This window comes from Sphingopyxis sp. YR583, from assembly GCF_900108295.1.
In the GTDB taxonomy this organism is placed as follows: domain Bacteria; phylum Pseudomonadota; class Alphaproteobacteria; order Sphingomonadales; family Sphingomonadaceae; genus Sphingopyxis.
The window spans coordinates 1,991,017-2,008,251 of the sequence record NZ_FNWK01000001.1 but is presented as its reverse complement, the minus strand read 5'-3'; the positions used below and the strand labels follow the sequence as shown (position 1 = coordinate 2,008,251).

The 17,235-nt window shown below is 63.5% G+C and carries 25 protein-coding genes, 1 pseudogene and 1 riboswitch; of the genes and pseudogenes, 19 read left to right on the top strand and 7 right to left on the bottom strand.

Annotated features, from left to right (window positions below; genetic code table 11):
- Positions 1–30 precede the first annotated feature (30 nt).
- The 16 genes and pseudogenes from BLW56_RS20855 to BLW56_RS09225 all read left to right on the top strand — a co-directional run.
- Positions 31–327, top strand: a pseudogene (locus BLW56_RS20855) (DUF1428 domain-containing protein); the annotation flags it as partial.
- Positions 328–345: 18 nt separating this feature from the next.
- Positions 346–750 carry a DUF1428 domain-containing protein gene (locus tag BLW56_RS20850; protein ID WP_305809698.1) on the top strand — a complete coding sequence of 135 codons (405 nt, stop codon included), beginning with the start codon at positions 346–348 and terminating at the stop codon, positions 748–750.
- 155 nt (positions 751–905) lie between these two features.
- Complete coding sequence (locus BLW56_RS09290) at positions 906–1,448, top strand: GFA family protein (protein ID WP_093510233.1); 543 nt, start codon at positions 906–908, stop codon at positions 1,446–1,448.
- Positions 1,445–2,170, top strand: a complete 726-nt coding sequence (locus BLW56_RS09285; protein WP_218140501.1) for a DUF899 family protein — start codon at positions 1,445–1,447, stop codon at positions 2,168–2,170. The genes BLW56_RS09290 and BLW56_RS09285 overlap by 4 nt, the downstream gene beginning before the upstream one ends.
- A 21-nt stretch (positions 2,171–2,191) precedes the next feature.
- The gene (locus BLW56_RS09280; RefSeq protein ID WP_093510232.1) at positions 2,192–2,989 is read left to right on the top strand and encodes a VOC family protein; all 798 of its coding nucleotides are present in this window, start codon (positions 2,192–2,194) and stop codon (positions 2,987–2,989) included.
- A gap of 28 nt (positions 2,990–3,017) precedes the next feature.
- Positions 3,018–3,530: a VOC family protein gene (locus BLW56_RS09275; RefSeq protein WP_093510231.1), complete on the top strand. Its 513-nt coding sequence runs from the start codon at positions 3,018–3,020 to the stop codon at positions 3,528–3,530.
- Complete coding sequence (locus BLW56_RS09270) at positions 3,517–3,969, top strand: hypothetical protein (RefSeq protein WP_093510230.1); 453 nt, start codon at positions 3,517–3,519, stop codon at positions 3,967–3,969. The genes BLW56_RS09275 and BLW56_RS09270 overlap by 14 nt, the downstream gene beginning before the upstream one ends.
- Complete coding sequence (locus BLW56_RS09265; protein WP_371262220.1) at positions 3,969–4,622, top strand: glutathione S-transferase family protein; 654 nt, start codon at positions 3,969–3,971, stop codon at positions 4,620–4,622. The genes BLW56_RS09270 and BLW56_RS09265 overlap by 1 nt, the downstream gene beginning before the upstream one ends.
- Before the next feature lie 79 nt (positions 4,623–4,701).
- Positions 4,702–5,484 carry a COG3904 family protein gene (locus BLW56_RS09260; RefSeq protein WP_093510228.1) on the top strand — a complete coding sequence of 261 codons (783 nt, stop codon included), beginning with the start codon at positions 4,702–4,704 and terminating at the stop codon, positions 5,482–5,484.
- A 66-nt stretch (positions 5,485–5,550) separates the two neighbouring features.
- Positions 5,551–5,901 (top strand): hypothetical protein, encoded by a 351-nt coding sequence (locus tag BLW56_RS09255; RefSeq protein WP_093510227.1) that lies wholly within the window; start codon positions 5,551–5,553, stop codon positions 5,899–5,901.
- Positions 5,902–6,002: 101 nt separating this feature from the next.
- Positions 6,003–6,137, top strand: a complete 135-nt coding sequence (gene rpmH, locus BLW56_RS09250) for a 50S ribosomal protein L34 (protein ID WP_054586364.1) — start codon at positions 6,003–6,005, stop codon at positions 6,135–6,137.
- Positions 6,138–6,160: 23 nt separating this feature from the next.
- Positions 6,161–6,511: a ribonuclease P protein component gene (rnpA, locus tag BLW56_RS09245; RefSeq protein ID WP_093510226.1), complete on the top strand. Its 351-nt coding sequence runs from the start codon at positions 6,161–6,163 to the stop codon at positions 6,509–6,511.
- Positions 6,508–6,720 (top strand): membrane protein insertion efficiency factor YidD, encoded by a 213-nt coding sequence (gene yidD / locus BLW56_RS09240; protein WP_093510225.1) that lies wholly within the window; start codon positions 6,508–6,510, stop codon positions 6,718–6,720. The genes rnpA and yidD overlap by 4 nt, the downstream gene beginning before the upstream one ends.
- 43 nt (positions 6,721–6,763) lie before the next feature.
- Complete coding sequence (gene yidC, locus BLW56_RS09235) at positions 6,764–8,515, top strand: membrane protein insertase YidC (RefSeq protein ID WP_093510224.1); 1,752 nt, start codon at positions 6,764–6,766, stop codon at positions 8,513–8,515.
- A 111-nt stretch (positions 8,516–8,626) separates the two neighbouring features.
- Entirely contained in the window at positions 8,627–9,295 is a 669-nt protein-coding gene (yihA, locus tag BLW56_RS09230; protein ID WP_093510223.1) for a ribosome biogenesis GTP-binding protein YihA/YsxC, read from the top strand.
- A 42-nt stretch (positions 9,296–9,337) separates the two neighbouring features.
- Positions 9,338–10,009: a glutathione S-transferase family protein gene (locus BLW56_RS09225; RefSeq protein ID WP_093510222.1), complete on the top strand. Its 672-nt coding sequence runs from the start codon at positions 9,338–9,340 to the stop codon at positions 10,007–10,009.
- Positions 10,010–10,035: 26 nt separating this feature from the next.
- On the opposite strand, the gene BLW56_RS09220 is transcribed toward BLW56_RS09225, so the two are convergent.
- The 3 genes from BLW56_RS09220 to BLW56_RS09210 form a co-directional block, all read right to left on the bottom strand.
- Positions 10,036–10,440 carry a GFA family protein gene (locus BLW56_RS09220; RefSeq protein WP_093510221.1) on the bottom strand — a complete coding sequence of 135 codons (405 nt, stop codon included), beginning with the start codon at positions 10,438–10,440 and terminating at the stop codon, positions 10,036–10,038.
- A gap of 72 nt (positions 10,441–10,512) precedes the next feature.
- Positions 10,513–11,205, bottom strand: a complete 693-nt coding sequence (locus BLW56_RS09215; protein WP_177175895.1) for a helix-turn-helix transcriptional regulator — start codon at positions 11,203–11,205, stop codon at positions 10,513–10,515.
- On the bottom strand, positions 11,205–11,645 hold the full coding sequence (locus tag BLW56_RS09210; RefSeq protein ID WP_093510219.1) for a DUF6265 family protein: 441 nt from the start codon (positions 11,643–11,645) through the stop codon (positions 11,205–11,207). Before BLW56_RS09210 ends, BLW56_RS09215 begins: the two co-directional genes overlap by 1 nt.
- A gap of 78 nt (positions 11,646–11,723) precedes the next feature.
- Positions 11,724–11,835, top strand: a riboswitch (TPP riboswitch).
- A gap of 43 nt (positions 11,836–11,878) precedes the next feature.
- On the opposite strand from BLW56_RS09210, the gene thiC reads away from it, so the two are divergent.
- On the top strand, positions 11,879–13,765 hold the full coding sequence (gene thiC / locus BLW56_RS09205; RefSeq protein ID WP_093510218.1) for a phosphomethylpyrimidine synthase ThiC: 1,887 nt from the start codon (positions 11,879–11,881) through the stop codon (positions 13,763–13,765).
- Positions 13,766–13,790: 25 nt separating this feature from the next.
- Here the strand turns inward: thiC and BLW56_RS20380 are convergent, their stop codons facing one another.
- Positions 13,791–14,399: a hypothetical protein gene (locus BLW56_RS20380; RefSeq protein WP_143043419.1), complete on the bottom strand. Its 609-nt coding sequence runs from the start codon at positions 14,397–14,399 to the stop codon at positions 13,791–13,793.
- 68 nt (positions 14,400–14,467) lie between these two features.
- Positions 14,468–14,890: a hypothetical protein gene (locus tag BLW56_RS09200; RefSeq protein WP_054732584.1), complete on the bottom strand. Its 423-nt coding sequence runs from the start codon at positions 14,888–14,890 to the stop codon at positions 14,468–14,470.
- Positions 14,891–15,308: 418 nt separating this feature from the next.
- Between BLW56_RS09200 and BLW56_RS20625 the strand changes: the two genes are divergently transcribed.
- Together BLW56_RS20625 and BLW56_RS09195 are read left to right on the top strand one after the other, a co-directional pair.
- Positions 15,309–15,458 carry a hypothetical protein gene (locus BLW56_RS20625; protein ID WP_177175894.1) on the top strand — a complete coding sequence of 50 codons (150 nt, stop codon included), beginning with the start codon at positions 15,309–15,311 and terminating at the stop codon, positions 15,456–15,458.
- A 57-nt stretch (positions 15,459–15,515) separates the two neighbouring features.
- Positions 15,516–16,043, top strand: a complete 528-nt coding sequence (locus BLW56_RS09195; RefSeq protein WP_177175893.1) for a 2'-5' RNA ligase family protein — start codon at positions 15,516–15,518, stop codon at positions 16,041–16,043.
- 129 nt (positions 16,044–16,172) lie between these two features.
- Here the strand turns inward: BLW56_RS09195 and BLW56_RS09190 are convergent, their stop codons facing one another.
- Together BLW56_RS09190 and BLW56_RS09185 are read right to left on the bottom strand one after the other, a co-directional pair.
- Positions 16,173–16,412 (bottom strand): hypothetical protein, encoded by a 240-nt coding sequence (locus tag BLW56_RS09190; RefSeq protein WP_093510216.1) that lies wholly within the window; start codon positions 16,410–16,412, stop codon positions 16,173–16,175.
- A 240-nt stretch (positions 16,413–16,652) separates the two neighbouring features.
- A complete protein-coding gene (locus tag BLW56_RS09185) occupies positions 16,653–17,186 on the bottom strand; it encodes a hypothetical protein (protein ID WP_093510215.1) in 534 nt (177 codons plus the stop codon).
- Positions 17,187–17,235 lie beyond the last annotated feature (49 nt).

Sequence of the window (17,235 nt, the reverse complement as noted above, 5' to 3'; positions counted from 1 at the left end):
ATCCCCTCCCACCCCCCAAGGAGAGACAAGATGACCTATGTAGAAGGATTTGTGGTCGCGGTGCCGACCGCCAACAAGGAAGCCTATCGCAAGCATGCCGCCGACGCGGCGCCTTTGTTCAAGGAATTCGGCGTGAGCCGGATGATGGAATGCTGGGGCGACGACGTTCCCGACGGCAAGGTCAATGATTTCAAGGGCGCCGTGCAGGCCAAGCCCGACGAGACCGTCGTATTCAGCTGGTTTGAATATCCCGACCGGGCGACGCGCGACGCCGCGAACGCGAAGATGATGAGCGACCCGCGCATGGAGGCGATGGGCGGCGAGATGCCGTTCGACGGCAAGCGCATGATCATCGGTGGGTTCGATTCGATCGTCGACGATCGGGCCGAGGGCGAGACCAGCTATGTCGATGGCTATGTCGTGCCCGTCCCCGACGGCAACAAGGACGCCTATCGCGCGATGGCCCAGAAGGCGTCCGAAGTGTTCCGCGACTATGGCGCGACGCGCGTCGTCGAAGCGTGGGCCGACGACGTCCCCGACGGCCAGGTCACCGACTATGCGCGCGCCGCGCACAAGAAGGATGGCGAAAGCGTGGTCTATAGCTGGGTCGAATGGCCGAGCAAGGAAGCCCGCACCGCCGGCTGGGAAAAGATGATGACCGACGAGCGGATGAAGCATGATCCGGAGAACAATCCGTTCGACGGCGCACGCATGATCTACGGCGGCTTCGCGCCGATCGTCGAGGCGTAGCGCTCCAGATCCTCCCTGTGCCGCAGGCATGGGGAGGTGGCAGCACGAAGCGCTGACGGAGGGGCGATGACGCAACGTCGCTGCCCCTCCACCATCCTTTGGATGGTCCCCCTCCCCATCGCTTCGCGGCAGGGAGGATCAGAGGGAAGAGACCGATGGCCGATACGCAAAAACTCGCCGCGTCCTGCCAGTGCGGCACGGTGACGCTCGAACTCACGGGCAAGCCGATCGTCGCGGCGACCTGCTATTGCCATAGCTGCCAGACGGCGGGGCACGCATTCGAGGCGCTTCCCGGCGCGCCGGCGGTGGTCGGTGCCGACGGCGGCACGCCGTATCTGCTCGTCCGCAAGGATCGGCTGCTCTGGCTGTCGGGATCGGACAAGCTGGACGAACACCGGCTGAAACCCGACTCCCCGACGCGGCGTTTCGTGGCGCGTTGTTGCAACGCGCCGATCGCGCTCGAATTCACCAAGGGCCATTGGCTGAGTGTCTATTCGGCGCGCATCCCCGAAAGCGAGCGCCCGGCAGCCGAAATGCGAACGATGGTCAAGGACCGGCCGACGGGCGTCGAGCTGCCCGACGACATCCCTAATTATGCGACCCCGTCGGGCAAATTCATGTGGCGATTGCTGAAAGCGTGGGCCGCGATGGGATTCCGCGCCCCGCCCGTTGAGGCAACGAAAGGATATGCGCCGTGACGAGTATCGAACATCTGTCCTTCCCGAATGAAAGCGCGGACTATCGCGCCGCGCGCGCCGAGCTGCTCGCCGACGAGATCGCGCTGCGCCGCCAGATCGAGGCGGTCGCCGCCAAGCGCCGCGCATTGCCGCCCGGCGGCACGGTTCCCGAGGATTATGGCTTCGAGCGGATCGGCGCCTATCAGCGGCCCGAGCGCGTGATGCTGTCCGAATTGTTCGCGGGAAAGCCCAGCATCATCCTGCAAAGCTTCATGTTCGGACCCGAGCGCGACAAGCCGTGCAACGGCTGCACGCACATGCTCGACGCAATCGACGGCAGCGCACGGCACGTCGGGCAGCGCGCGCCTTTCTATGTCGTCGCGAAATCGCCGATCGCGCGGCTGGAAGCGTGGGCGAAGGACCGGCGCTGGCCCCACCTGACCTTCCTGTCCGACGTCGACGGGCGTTATTCGGCGGATTATTTCGGCGACACGTCGAAGATCAGTGACGCGAAGCGCACCGAACGCGGCATGAAGCCGGACGAGAATTGGGACGAGACGATCTTCAACGTCTTTCGCAAGGACGGCGATACGATCCGCCACGTCTGGGCGAGCGAGATGGCTTATGCACCCGAAGACCCCGGCCAGCACCATCGCGCCGGCGACCTCGTCGACCCGCTCTGGGGCCTGCTCGACATGACGCCCGAGGGGCGCGGCGACTGGTTCCCCAGCCTGACCTACTGACCATCATCGAGGAGAGAGACGATGACCGAGGCAAGCAACTTCATCTGGTACGAACTGATGACCCCCGACCCGGCGGGCGCCGCGCGCTTTTACGGCGCGGTAGTCGGCTGGAATATCGCATCCGAGCGCGATCCGGCAGCCGGCGACATGGATTATCGCATGATCGGGCGTAGCGACGGCGGCAATGCCGGCGGCGTGCTGGCACTCAACGCCGACATGATCGCGGGCGGCGCGCGGCCGATCTGGATCGGCTATCTCCACGTCGCCGACGTCGATACCGCGGTCGCGGCGATCACGGCCGACGGCGGCAGCGTGCATATGCCCGCGATGGATATTCCCGTCGGGCGGATCGCGATGGTCGACGACCCGCAGGGCGCGGTCTTCTATGTCATGGATCCCAAGCCGCCCGAAGGTAGCGAGGCACAAGAAAGCGACGTCTTTTCGGTCACCGAGGCGCAGCGCGTCCGCTGGAACGAGCTTGCGACGAGCGATCCCGACGCCGCCATCGCCTTCTATAAAAAGCATTTCGGCTGGGGGCAGGACGGCGAGATGCCGATGGGCGAGCTGGGCGCGTACCGTTTCATCCAGCGCGGCGACGTCGGGCTCGGCGCGGTGATGCCTTTAATGGAAGGCTATCCGGTGCCGGTGTGGAATTTCTACATCGGGGTCGACGACATCGACCGCGCCCGCGATGCGGTGGCCGCGAATGGCGGCACGATCACCAACGAACCGATGGAAATCCCCGGCGGCGAATATGCGATGAACGCGATCGACCCGCAGGGCGCGCCGGTCGGCTTCGTCGGCCCGCGAAAGGCATGATTCCCCGGAAAAGATCAGGAGAGAGACGATGACGAACCAACCGACGAGTGCGCCCGTGAGCCTGTGCCTCTGGTACGACAAGGACGCCGAGGAGGCGGCGAACTTCTATGCCGCGACCTTCCCGAACAGCAGCGTCGGCGCGGTCCACAAGGCGCCCGGCGACTTTCCCGGCGGCAAGAAAGGCGACGCGCTGACGGTCGATTTCACCGTGCTGGGCATCCCGTGCGTCGGGCTCAACGGCGGTCCGATCTTTCCGCACAGCGAGGCTTTCTCCTTTCAGGTCCACACCGACACGCAGGAAGAAACCGACCGTTACTGGAACGCGATCGTCGGCAATGGCGGCAAGGAAAGCGCGTGCGGCTGGTGCAAGGACAAATGGGGCCTCAACTGGCAGATCACCCCGCGCGTGCTGACCGATGCGACGATGGGCGGCGACCCCGAGGTCGCAAAACGCGCCTTCGACGCGATGATGACGATGCACAAGATCGATATCGCGACAATCGAGGCCGCCGTCCGGGGCGAAGCCGTTGGCGCGGCGTAGCCCGGCGCTCTTCGCATGGGCCCTCTGCGGCACGCTCGACATCGTCTATGCGGCGGTGTCGAGTTTGCTGCAGGGCGGCACAATCTCCTTGATGCTCCACGCCGTTGCGAGCGGGCCGTTCGGCGACGCCGCGCGCGGCTGGGGCATCGGCGGCGATATCGCGGGACTGGCGACGCATTATGCGATCATGGGCGCGATGGTCGCGGCGTGGTTTTTCATCGCGCGGCGCTGGAGCGCACTGACCGCATGGCCGTGGTGGCTGACGGGCACGCTCTATGGGCTGCTGCTCTATGTCATAATGAACGCGATCGTGCTGCCGCTCCGCTTCGGATCGCCTTTTCCGCCGACCGACCTCGTCAAGGGCGCGATCGCGCTTTTCCCGCATATATTCTTCGTCGGCTGGCCGCTCGCCTGGCTGACGCGCAAGGATGGTAATTGATGCTCATTTTCTATGGCCACCCCTTTTCGTCCTACACATGGAAGGTGCTGATCGCCCTCTACGAAAAGGGGATCGAATTCGATTATCGCTCGGTCGATCCGGCGTTTCCGGAGCATATGCCTGAACTGAAGGCCTATTGGCCGGTGGGGCAGTTTCCGTTGCTCGTCCATGACGGGGTGCCCTGGTTCGAAACGTCGATCATCATCGAATATCTCGACCATCTGGTGCCCGAACCGCGGCTGATCCCGCAGGATTTCGACGCGGCGCTCAAGGTCCGGCTGTTCGACCGCATCTTTGACCATCATGTGATGAACCGGATGCAGGAGGTGGTGAACGACGCGCTGCGCGGACCCGAAAATCATCTGCCGATCATCGTCGAACAGACGCATGTGCGGCTCGACACGATTTATGCGTGGCTCGACAAGGAACTGGCGGGCGGCGGCTGGGCGATGCCCTATGGCTTCACGCTGGCCGATTGCGCGGCGGCGCCGTCGCTCTTCTACGCCGACTGGGTCTATCGGATTCCAGAAAAATACGAGAATCTGCGTGCCTATCGCGCACGACTGCTCGCGCATCCGACGGTGTCGCGCTGCGTCGAGGAGGCGCGGCCGTACCGTGCCTATTTCCCGCTCGGCGCACCCGATCGGGATTAGGCGTCCCGAAACGGGGTTAACGGGCCGCTGACGCTGCCTGTTTGCCAGTTGATAGGCGCGCACGCGCGAAGGCGGACGCATGGTTTCGCCGTCCGCCTTCCTGCGCACGCTCATTATCGCTGCTTTCGCGGCGGTGCTGGCGTTCGCGCCGGCGCATGCGCAGCAGGTCGTGACGATCACCACGACGACGGTGACATGGACCTATGACGATGCCGGCGACGACGACGGCTCCGAATATATCGACGAGGACGCCGCGCTGCTGGGCGACGAGGCGCTCGCCGAGGATGCCGATTTTGCCTCGACGCGCCGTTATGCGCCCGCCGCCACGCTCGCGACGCTCGGCCATGCCAAGGCGCGCTATGGTCCCTTTTCGGTGATCGACGGCACGACGGTTCGCATGGCGGGCGATGTCACCTCGGCGACCCCGCGCCAGTTCGCGGCGATGCTTGCGGCGCACCCCGGACTCAAGCGGCTCGAGATGATCGACTGCCCCGGCAGCCTCGACGAGGAAGCCAATCTGATCCTCGCGCGTGCGATCCGCCGCCAGGGCATGGAAACCGTGGTGCCGGCGGGCGGCTCGATCCGCTCGGGCGCGGTCGAGCTGTGGCTTGCCGGCGTCACCCGCCGCGCCGCGCCCGACGCCGAGTTCGGCGTGCACAGCTGGGCCGACGAATATGGCCGCGAGGCGAACGATTATCCGGCGAACGATCCCGTCCACGCCGAATATCTCGGCTATTATCGCGAAATGGGCATGGATAACGCCAAGGCGCGCGCCTTTTACGCGCTGACCAACAGCACCCCGTTCGACGACGTCCGCTATCTGACGCGCGGCGATATGGCGCGGTTCGTCACGCTCGACTGACGTCGCAGCGCACCCCGCGCTGCTTTATCCTTGTAACACGCCGCACCCTCCCCCACATCGCCCTCTATGGCGAAGCGGAGCCTCTATCAGCGATTGCGATCGACCGCGCAGGTCCGTCTTGCGCTGTTCATCCTCGGCATGGTGATGATGATCGTCTCGCCGATCGTCGGCATCCTGCCCGGCCCGGGCTTCATCATCCTCTTCCCGCTCGGGCTGATGCTGTGCCTGCAGAACAGCGCATGGGCGAAGCGCATCTATGTGCGTTTCAAATGGCGCCACCCGCGCTATGCGGCGTGGACCGACCGCGTGATGCGGCGCGCGAGCGCGGCGCGGAAACGCGAGCGCGCGGCAATGGATGCGATCAAAAAGGCAGCTTTCCACGGCAAGACACCGGAAAACCGCCGCGATGGGAATTGACTTTGCCCCGACTCTCGCTTATCCGCGCCCCCATCAGTGGCCGCCCACGTTTGGCGGCCCTTTTCTGTTAGAGCCTTTAGAGAGAATTTGGGGATACCGCGATGAAGCGTACCTATCAACCGAGCCGCCTCGTTCGCAAGCGTCGCCACGGTTTCCGCGCCCGCAAGGCGACTGTCGGCGGCCGCAAGGTTCTCGCCAACCGTCGCGCCCAGGGCCGCAAGAAGCTGTCGGCCTGATCGCTGACGCTTCTGCACCGGTTATGCTGGTGCGAACGCTTTCAAAACGCAGCGAATTTCTGGCCGCGAACCGCGGCCTTCGCTTTCCCATGCCCGGCTTTGTCCTGCTCGTCCGCCAGCGCGGCGACGGCGACGATTCGCTGGGCATCGGCTATACCGTCAGCAAGAAAGTCGGCAATTCCGTCACCCGCAACCGGATGAAGCGCCGGCTGCGCGAACTCTGCCGCGCCGCGCTTCCCGAATCGGGGATCCCCGGCGCCGACCATGTGCTGATCGGCCGGCCGGGCGGCAACGACATCGTCTTTGCCGAACTGGGCGAGCATCTCGATTCGGCGCTGAAGCGCGCGGCAAAGAAGCTCGTAAAACCGGCATGATCGCGAAACTGCTGATCCTGATCGCGCGCGGGTGGCAAATCGGCCCCTCGCGTATCCTTCCGCCCACCTGCCGTTATTCGCCGTCGTGCAGCGCCTATGCCATCACCGCGCTTCAGCGCCATGGTGCGATCAAGGGTGGCTGGCTGGCGACAAAGCGGCTATTGCGCTGCCATCCTTGGGGCGGTCACGGCTACGACCCCGTGCCTTGAGCACGGCCTATCCCGACATTATTTGACGAAGAGAGACGAACGCGTGGACGACAAGCGTAACATGATCGCGGCAATTTTGTTGTCGGTGGCCATCCTGATCGGATGGAATTTCGTCTCCGAGAAATTCTTCCCCACGCCTGACAAGCCCGACGTGACCAAGACGGTCGCGGGTCCGGATGGCGCAGCGCCCGCGGCAACGCCGGGCCAGCCCGCCGCGCTCCCCGCGCCCGGCGTGCCCGCCACCGCGCCGCAGGCGATCCGCCCGATCGAAGCGGTGCTGGGCGACGGCAACCGCATCCCGATCGACACCCCCGCGATCAAGGGGTCGATCAACCTCGTCGGCGCGCGCGTCGACGACATCACGCTCAGCAAATATCGCCAGACCATCAAAAAGGATTCGCCGCCGGTCCGCCTGTTCGCACCCGCCGGAACCAAGGCCGCCTATTTCGCGAGCATCGGCTGGTCGGCGCAGGGCATCGCTGTGCCGGGCGCCACCACCGTCTGGACCGCCAGCGGCACGAAGCTGACCCCGTCGACCCCGGTGACTTTGAGCTGGGCGAACACGACCGGCCAGACCTTCCGCATCGAATATAGCATCGACGACGATTATCTGATCACCGCAAAGCAGACGATCGCGAACACCGGCGCCACGCCGGTCGCGGTGCGCAGCGGCACCTATATCGACCGCACCGGCAAGCCCACCGATCCGCATGAGCAGGATAGCTGGACGATCCATGTCGGCCCGACCGGCTATCTCGACGGCAAGTCGAACTTCACCGATTATGGCGAGGTCGAAGAGGCGTCGAACGGCACGGTTTCCTACACCGCCGCCGGCTGGCTCGGCTTCACCGACAAATATTGGCTCGCCGCGGTCATTCCGGCGAAGGGCGAAAAAGTCTCGGCCGCGTTCAACGCCCTGCCAGGCGGCGCCTATCGCGCCGCATTCGCGCGCGATCTTGTCGAGGTCGCACCGGGCAAGCAGGTCACGACGACCAGCCGCGTCTTTGCCGGGGCCAAGGAAGTCAGCACGCTGTCGGCCTATCAGGACGACCAGAGCATCCCGCGCCTGTCGAACGCGATCGACTGGGGCTGGTTCGAATTTTTCGAGGTGCCGATCTTCAAGCTGCTCGACTGGCTGTTCAAGCAGGTCGGTAATTTCGGCGTCGCGATCATGGTGCTGACGCTCATCATCCGCGCGTTGATGTTCCCGATCGCCAACCGGCAGTTCGGATCGATGGCGCAGATGCGCCTCGTCCAGCCGAAGATGAAGGCGCTGCAGGAACGCTACAAGGACGACAAGCCCAAGATGCAGCAGGAGCTGATGAAGCTCTATAAGGACGAGAAGATCAATCCGCTCGCCGGCTGCCTGCCGATCCTGATCCAGATCCCGATCTTCTATGCGCTGTACAAAGTGCTGATGCTGACGATCGAAATGCGGCACCAGCCGTTCATCCTGTGGATCAAGGATCTGTCGGCGCCCGATCCGCTGCACATCCTCAATCTGTTCGGCCTGCTGCCCTTCACCCCGCCGTCGATCCTGTCGATCGGCATCCTCGCGGTGATCCTGGGCATCACCATGTGGCTGCAGTTCCGCCTGAACCCGCAGGCGACCGACCCCGTGCAGCAGCAGGTGTTCAAGATCATGCCGTGGCTGTTCATGTTCATCATGGCGCCGTTCGCGGCGGGCCTGCTGCTTTACTGGATCACCAACAACCTGCTGTCGATCGCGCAGCAGCAGTGGATGTACCGCAAGTTCCCGGCGCTGAAGGCGGCACCGGCGACGACGACAAAGTAGAGAGCCGTCATCATTGGGGTGTGTCCCCGCGCAGGCGGGGATCCATCTCCGGTGGTTTCGGAATTGAACAGCAGGAGATGGACCCCTGCCTGCGCAGGGGTACGGTCGAATATGACTGATGAAATCGAGAATCTTGACCCCGGGGCCGACCCCGAGCGGGCCGAGCGCGCGCGAAAGCTGTTTTCGGGACCGATCACGTTCCTGAAATCGGCGCCCGCGCTCCAGCACCTGCCGCCGCCGAGCGCGCCCGAGATCGCGTTCGCGGGCCGGTCGAACGTCGGCAAGTCGTCGCTGCTCAACGCGCTGACCAACCGCAACGGGCTGGCGCGCACATCGGTGACACCGGGACGGACGCAGGAACTCAACTATTTCGACGTCGGCGAAAACCCGCTGATCTTCCGGCTCGTCGACATGCCCGGTTACGGCTTTGCCAAGGCGCCGAAGGATGTCGTCAAGAAATGGCGCTTCCTGATCAACGACTATCTTCGCGGCCGTGCGGTGCTGAAACGCACTTTGGTGCTGATCGACAGCCGCCACGGGATCAAGGACGTCGACCGCGACGTCCTCGAAATGCTCGACACCGCGGCGGTCAGCTATCGCATCGTGCTGACCAAGGCCGACAAGATCAAGGCGACCGAGCTCGAAGCGGTGCAGGCCGCGACCGAGGCCGAGGCGCGCAAGCACCCCGCCGCGCATCCGCAGGTGATCGCGACGAGCAGTGAAAAGGGCATGGGCATCGCCGAGTTGCGCACCGCGGTGCTGGAAGCGGTCGAGAGTTGACCTTTTCCTCCCACCCCTTGAGGGTGGGGCCAAGGAGACCCCATGAAACTATTCCTCGGAAACAAGGCCTATTCGAGCTGGAGCCTGCGCGGCTGGCTTGCGGTCAAGCATAGCGGCTTGCCGTTCGAGGAAGTCACCGTCCCGCTTTACGACGAGGAATGGAGCCAGCGGCGCGAGGGCGACGAGTTCGCGCCGTCGGGCGGCAAGGTGCCGATCCTGTGGGACGGCGACGATATCGTCGTGTGGGACAGCCTCGCGATCATCGACTATCTCAACGAAAAGACCGGCGGGACCAAGGGTTATTGGCCGGATGACATGGCGGCGCGCGCGATGGCACGGTCGATGGCTGCCGAAATGCATTCGAGCTTTGCCGCGCTCCGCCGCAATCACAGCATGAACATCCGGCGCATCTATCCGCCCGCCGAACTGCTGCCCGAGGTGCAGGCCGATGTCGTGCGTATCTTCCAGATCTGGGCCGAGGCGCGTGCGCGCTTCGGCGGCGAAGGCGATTATCTGTTCGGCACATGGTCGGCCGCCGACATCATGTTCGCGCCCGTCGTGACGCGCTTCGTCACTTACTCGATCCCGCTGCCGCGCTTTGCCGCCGCTTATGCGCAGGCAGTGATCAGCCATCCATGCATGCAGGAATGGATCGGCGGCGCGCAGGCCGAGGACTGGGTGATCGAGAAATTCGAGGGGCCGGTCGAGGGGTAGCAAGCGGTAACATCCGCTTCCCCCGCTCACATATGCGATATGACCTCGGGCGCGTTCCACCAATTGTTCGCCGCGCCATCCATATGCTGCACCGGCAGCGCCGCCATTTCGGCCGGCGTCAGATCGTCGAGGCACGCGATCGACACCGAATAATAAGCGCCGCCGATCTCCTCGACATAGCCATGGCCGAACGACGACACGCCGCACGTCTTGCAAAAGACATGATGCGCGCTGCCCGATCCGAACACATATTCCTCGAGCGCCGCGGGATCGGTGAGCAGGCGGAAGGCGTCGGGCTTGATCTGCGCGCTCCAGTTCCTTTTCTTCGTGCAGATCGAGCAATTGCATTTGCCCGTCCCCGCATCGAGATCGATATCGGCCTCGAACTTGACGGCGCCGCAGTGGCACGAACCATGGTGGGTCTTGAGCATCGTAAATCCTCCGGTCTGGCGGCGCTCGCTGCGCCCTCAGCCGGGGATAGCCCACCCCCCTGACAGATAATGTCAGGAGGCGGCATCCAGTCCGTTCTGCCGCCACCAGTCGGCCATCAGCACCGCGCGCCGCCGCCCGAAACCCTCGTCGCCGATCCGCGCCGCCGCGATCCGGTCGATGCGAAAGCTGCGGAAATCCTGCCGCAGCAGGCACCAGGCCGCGATGATCTGCTTCTCTTCGAAATAGGCGAGCACCGCGGGCCAGATCGCGCGTTCGGTCGCCGTCCCCTTCTCGTCGGCATAGTCGATATGCAGCACCTTCTCGGCGCGCATCGCCTCGCGCACCGTCGCGAGCAAAGGCGCATTGCTCTCGCGCCAACGGCTGTTCACCGGCCACAGCCCCGACTCGTCGATGCGCTGTTTGAGCGGATCGGGGCTCGCCGCCGCGATCTTCGCGAGCGCCAGCCCGGCGGCGCGCGACAACGCTCCGTCCTGCCGACCCTCGACCCAGCGCGCGCCGAGCACCAGCGCCTCCAGCTCGTCGGCGCTGAACATCAGCGGCGGCAGGAAAAACCCCGGCCGCAGCATATAGCCGACGCCCGCCTCGCCCTCGATCGGCGCGCCGAGTGCGATCAGCGCCTGGATGTCGCGATAGAGCGTCCGCACCGACACGCCCTGTTCCTCCGCCAGCACCTCCGCCGTCACCGGCCGCCGCCGCCGGCGCAGCCCGTCGATGATCGCAAAGAGCCGCCCCGTCTTGGCCATCAGCGCCGCCGATAGGTCCAGCGACGCGCCTTCGACCCGTCGATCGCCGAAATCGTCGCGGTCAGCGTGTCGCCGCTGCGGGCATAGGCGATGCGCTGCGGATAATCATGCTCGGCATTCTCGAAGGTCGCGCTCGTCTTGTCGTGCCGCGCCAGCGCAAACGCGACGGGCGTCCCGCCCTGCGGCATCGCTATATAGGCAAGCGCGCCATCCTCGCCGCGCGCGATGCGCAGAAACTCGAACTCGCGCAAGTCATCGCCGCGCCCCGACCGGCTGTAACCGATCATCATCCCGCCGCGTGGGCTCGCCCAGCTCTCCTCGGTCCAGCGCCCGTCCGCCTCGCTCACCCAGTCGCCCGCGAGCCAGCCGAGATCGTCGACGCGCACCGCCGGGCTCGCCGCGACGAGCAGGAACGCCAGAACCGCCGCGATCATCCGCATGACACTCTCCCTCGCCGCCCTTTACCACCGCCGCGTCGCCATCATCAATGGACAGCCTTCGCGCCCGCGCCTATAAGCCTTCCATCCCCGGGGAGCCGCGTCTGCAATGGCCGGTTGAGAGCGGAATAGACCGCGACCCGTTGAACCTGATCCCGGTAACTCGGGCGGAGGGAGGGCCGGTATTTCCCACGCGGAATCCATGCCCTCGCTCCGATAAAATGGAGCGACTGCACATGGCCGACATCGACTCGAAGTTCGAATCCGCAACCCCCATCGGCGTCACCACCGGGCCTATTCGGGGCAGCCGCAAGATCCATGTCGCGACGCAGACCGGCAGCGGCATCCGCGTCGCGATGCGCGAGATCGACCTCGACCCGCACAGCGGCGAGCCCCCGGTCCGCGTCTACGACACCAGCGGTCCCTACACCGACGTCAATGCCAAGATCGACATCAACGCCGGCCTCGCCGAACTCCGCCGCGAGTGGATTTTCGGCCGCGGCGACGTCGAGGAAGTCGCGCAGCGCGAGGTGAAGCCCGAGGACAATGGCCAGCTCGGCCCGGATCGCTCTGGGGGAGTCCCCGCCTTCCCCAACGTCAAGAAGCAGGTTCTCCGCGCCAAGCCCGGCCAGAACGTCAGCCAGATGCACTACGCCCGCCGCGGCATCATCACGCCCGAGATGGAATATGTCGCCGAGCGCGAAAATCTCGGCCGCGCGCGCCTCGCCGAATATAAGCGCGACGGCGAAAGCTTCGGCGCCAGCATCCCCGACTATGTCACGCCAGAATTCGTCCGCGACGAAGTGGCGCGCGGCCGCGCGATCATCCCCAGCAACATCAACCACCCCGAATCCGAGCCGATGGCGATCGGCCGCAATTTCCTCGTCAAGATCAACGCCAATATCGGCAACAGCGCGGTCGCCAGCGACGTCGCGAGCGAGGTCGACAAGATGGTCTGGTCGATCCGCTGGGGCGCCGACACCGTCATGGACCTGTCGACCGGCCGCAACATCCACGACACGCGCGAATGGATCATCCGCAATTCGCCCGTCCCGATCGGCACCGTCCCCATCTATCAGGCGCTGGAGAAAGTCGGCGGCATCGCCGAGGATCTGACCTGGGAAATCTTCGCCGACACGCTGATCGAACAGGCCGAACAGGGCGTCGACTATTTCACCATCCACGCCGGGGTCCGCCTGCCCTACGTGCCCCTCGCGGCCAAGCGCATGACCGGCATCGTGTCGCGCGGCGGCAGCATCATGGCGAAATGGTGCCTCGCGCATCACAAGGAAAGCTTCCTCTACGAACGCTTCGACGAGATTACCGAGATCATGAAGGCCTATGACGTCGCCTACAGCCTCGGCGACGGCCTCCGCCCCGGCAGCATCTACGACGCGAACGACGAGGCGCAGTTCGCCGAGCTCTACACGCTCGGCGAGCTCACCAAGCGCGCCTGGGCGCAGGATGTGCAGGTGATGATCGAGGGTCCGGGCCACGTCCCGATGCACAAGATCAAGGAGAATATGGAAAAGCAGCTCGAAGCCTGCGGCGAGGCGCCCTTCTATACCTTGGGGCCGCTCACCACCGACATCGCGCCGGGTTACGACCATATCACCAGCGGCATCGGCGCCGCGCAGATCGGCTGGTACGGCACCGCGATGCTTTGTTACGTCACGCCCAAGGAGCATCTGGGCCTGCCCGACCGCGACGATGTGAAGGTCGGCGTCGTCACCTACAAGCTCGCCGCGCACGCCGCCGACCTTGCGAAGGGCCACCCCGCCGCGCAGGTCCGCGACGACGCGCTATCGAAAGCGCGCTTCGAATTCCGCTGGCGCGACCAGTTCAACCTGTCGCTCGACCCCGACACCGCCGAGCAGTACCACGACCAGACGCTCCCCGCCGAAGGCGCCAAGTCGGCGCATTTCTGCAGCATGTGCGGCCCCAAATTCTGCTCGATGAAGATCAGCCAGGAAGTGCGGGAATTTGCGAAGCTGCAAAATCAGGACAGCGCGGGCTCCATCGCGGCGGAGGAAGCCGAAAAGGGCATGGCGGAAATGAGCCAGGTCTATGAGGACACGGGCCGCGAGCTGTATATGGGTGCGGGTGACAGGGAGCATGATTGAGGGGCGCGATCATATCGCCGCAACCTCAAAATTTTGGCCACGTGACGCTGGTTAGGTGTTCCTCTGTGTAATCCTCTAGGAGAGCTGAGGCCCAATCGTTTTTGTCGGGCCGGAAGTCCAAAATGAAAGATTTGAAGGAGTTTTTTTCATCGCAGCTGACATAAAATTTGGCAGAAAATCGAATTTTACCGCGAGTGTCAGCCGCTATAAAGTCCAGCGCCTTCTCGTCTGGAGCGCTATGCAGATTCAGAGCAAGCGTACATCTATCGGAGCTTATAGTACCTAATTTGACTTCAACACATTCGCTTGACGGTACAAGATCGATAGGACGCTTTAGCTCTAATAACTCGATTGAGGTAAGCTCCAAATCCTCATCTGATTTGCCGCTTCCTTTCATATCTGAAACAAATATTCTGATATTCTTAGCAGGATTTTTTCCGTAATTTTCGAGATAGAATCCCAATTCTATTTCCCATGGCGTCTCCGGAGGGTCTCCAGTGTAGGATGACAACACTCCATCGCTCCAAAGCTTTACCCTAAACTTTGGCCTTCTGAGATAGCTTATTAAGTTAAAAGACTGCGAGAGCGCGAATCCTATCAGCGCGCTAATTACGGACAGTAGGATTTTTTCCATAACAGTTCTGCTTCCTAATTGGGCGCAGGGATTTCTCAGCCTATCACAGGAATTTTTCGTCCCCGCTATTAAGTACGACCCAATTTTCTAGGAATTGGCGTGTCTACCGGCCAATATCCTCTTTTATCAATGTGCTGGAACTGCCTTGACCGCCAAAGGTTTGTGCCCAGCACTTTTGACTTGTCGCTCCCGTCTATGACGTAGCCCTCCGCCTCCAAGCGCTGAAGAAGCTCGCTTCGGGTCAGCGGCCGCCCTTCTGACAAAATTTGACGTCTCGCTGCAGCCATCATTTCGGCGACATAGGCAGAACGACCACGCCGCGAGCGGCTCCCCTTCCACAGATCGAGCTGCGGCAAATCCTGCTCCTTGTCTAGCATGGACAGCTGCCGATAAGTCTCAATCAATTTTTCGAGTGCCTCGGACTCCAAACGCAACTCATCACGTCTTTTCAGTAGTTTAGATAAAAGTTCTCGGATCGATTCATCCGCCATTCCTGCCTCCGATTCCACGACTTGGCACAGAATAACACACAAATGCTGTCCGGAGAACCGAAATGGGGTTGCACTCGCGATTAAGAGTGCCTATGCAGGATTCGCGAAGCCGTACCTGCGAGTCTCGCAGTAAGGCGGAGCAACAAGCGAAGGGCGAATCAAATGGGGGCCACCCCAAAGGATGACCCCCTAGCAAGCTGAGTGACGATGCACTCGGGCCTACCTAGCAGTTGCCTGCTCGCATGCATCGCCACTTGGGTCAACCTGAAGTCCGACGATTTCAGGGGAAGGACCGGTGGGTAAGATGTTTGCAGGCTGTGGAAAACCGCACGTGATCACGCTTATTCACCCGCGCCCCAACCTGACTTCGTTCGGCCTTCATCGATCGCAACGATGAATGTTCGAAAGGTAAAATAAGATGAAGGTTGCCGCATATCACTCGATCAAGCCCGGCACGCGTGTCCATCACAACGACAACAAGTGCACCGAGGGCAACAACATCGAAAGCTACAATCGCCGCAGCGGCACTGGCGGTCATCCGCTCTGTGACCACTGCAAGCGGCTGTAAAAAACAGGGGGTGCGGCGCCGATGGCGTCGCACCAACACCATGCTACACTCCCACCCATGCGCGCCCGGAACCCGCTCTACATCATGGCCAAGCCGCCGCCCGAGGTTCAGGCGCAGATCGCCGCGCTGCCGCGCAACGACCCCGGGCGCGGCCCCGACCTCCTCCACGTCACGCTCATCTCGCTCTACGACCTGCACCATGTGCCGCCCGAGTGGCTGCCCGCGACCATCGCCGCGCTGGACGGCTTCGTCGCGGCGCCCTTTCCGCTCGCCTTCGACCGGATCGAGAACCGCAAGGCGGTGACTTTGCGCACCCGCGATCCGCTGGCCGGGGCGCGGGCGTTCCAGAAGGCGCTGGTGAACCATCTGCTCGCCGCAAAGGCGCCGATCATGGACGGCACCACCCCCGAACCGCATATCACGATCAACTATCGCGGCGACCGGCTGGGTTCGCAGACATTGAACGCGCTGAAATTGCCGCCGATCGGCTGGATGGTCGACGAGATCATCCTGACCGAAAGCATCGTCGGCAAGACCACCCATGTCGAACATGGCCGCTGGCGACTGCGCGAGGTTGCGGGCTGAGCGATTGCGTCACCCACTACCGTCACCCTCTAACGAGACACGTGGCTCGTTAGACTTGATCCGGGGTGACGAAGTAGAGGCAGGTAATGAACGACCGCGCGGATTGGCCTAAGCCGCCCCGGACGCCCGTCAGCCGAAGCGACGACGGAACCAGCCGCGCTTTTTCGGAACGATCGGGGACTGGCCGGAAATCCGGACCAGATAATTGCCCAATATGGCCGCTTGCTGCTTGGTCATAACGAAACGGAACAGGTCGGGGTCGTGCCTTTTTGCCGCTTCCGACGACTGCACGCTTTCGATCCGGAGCATGATGCGGTCGCCCGCATCATGATGTTCCCACCCGACCAGTGCGCCAAAACTCTCCACCATCTCGCCTTGCCCCTCCCGATCTTCGCACGACCGATGCCGACAGCCCGAGGCGCGAGTTTACCAGAGCATCGGCCGAATGTCGCGCCATCGATCCCGTTTCGCATGCCCTCGCCCCGCTCAGCCTGCCCGGCGCTAACCCGCCGGTTTCAGCCAATTGTAGAGAAAGTCCTGGATCGCGTCGCCATAATGGCGGTCGGTGTCCGCCGCCGCGTCGTACAAAAGCTGTTTTCCCTTGGGCCATTACGGCTGCGGCAGCTTGAGCGTCGCATCGCTGTACAGGCGGATCGTGTCGCGGAACGGCGCCCAACGATTGCCCGCGTTCGACTGCCGCCATTTTTCGGTCAGCATCGCCTGCCCCGCCGCGCGCACGCGTTTGTCCAGCAGTTCGGCCTTCTTCGGGTCGCGGGCATAGATGCCGACCAATGTCGGCCAGCCCGCCGCCTCCGGCTTCTCCCACTCGGTCTGCCACATCGCGACCAGTTCGCGGGCGAAGCTCTGCATCATCCCCGGCGGGGTCGTCACCGCGGTCCGGCTCGCCTTGTCTGGTTTGCCGTCGGCGCCGAGGCGGGTGAGCTGGATCACGCGGTCCTTGGGAAAGGCGAACTCCTCGAGCAAGTCGATCTCGCCTCCGTCGAGCTTGCCGTCGCGGCGCAGGTGGCGGATCACCAGCTTCGCCTCATCCTCGCCGATATATTTGCGATAGAGGCTGGGGTTCTTCGGATCCTTCACCGGCGCCCATTCGGTGAGCAGGCGGAAAATCGAGCGGCTTTGCATATCCCGCCTCCCACTCGGTCGCGGGCAAGCCCCTGACCTCGGCGACGGT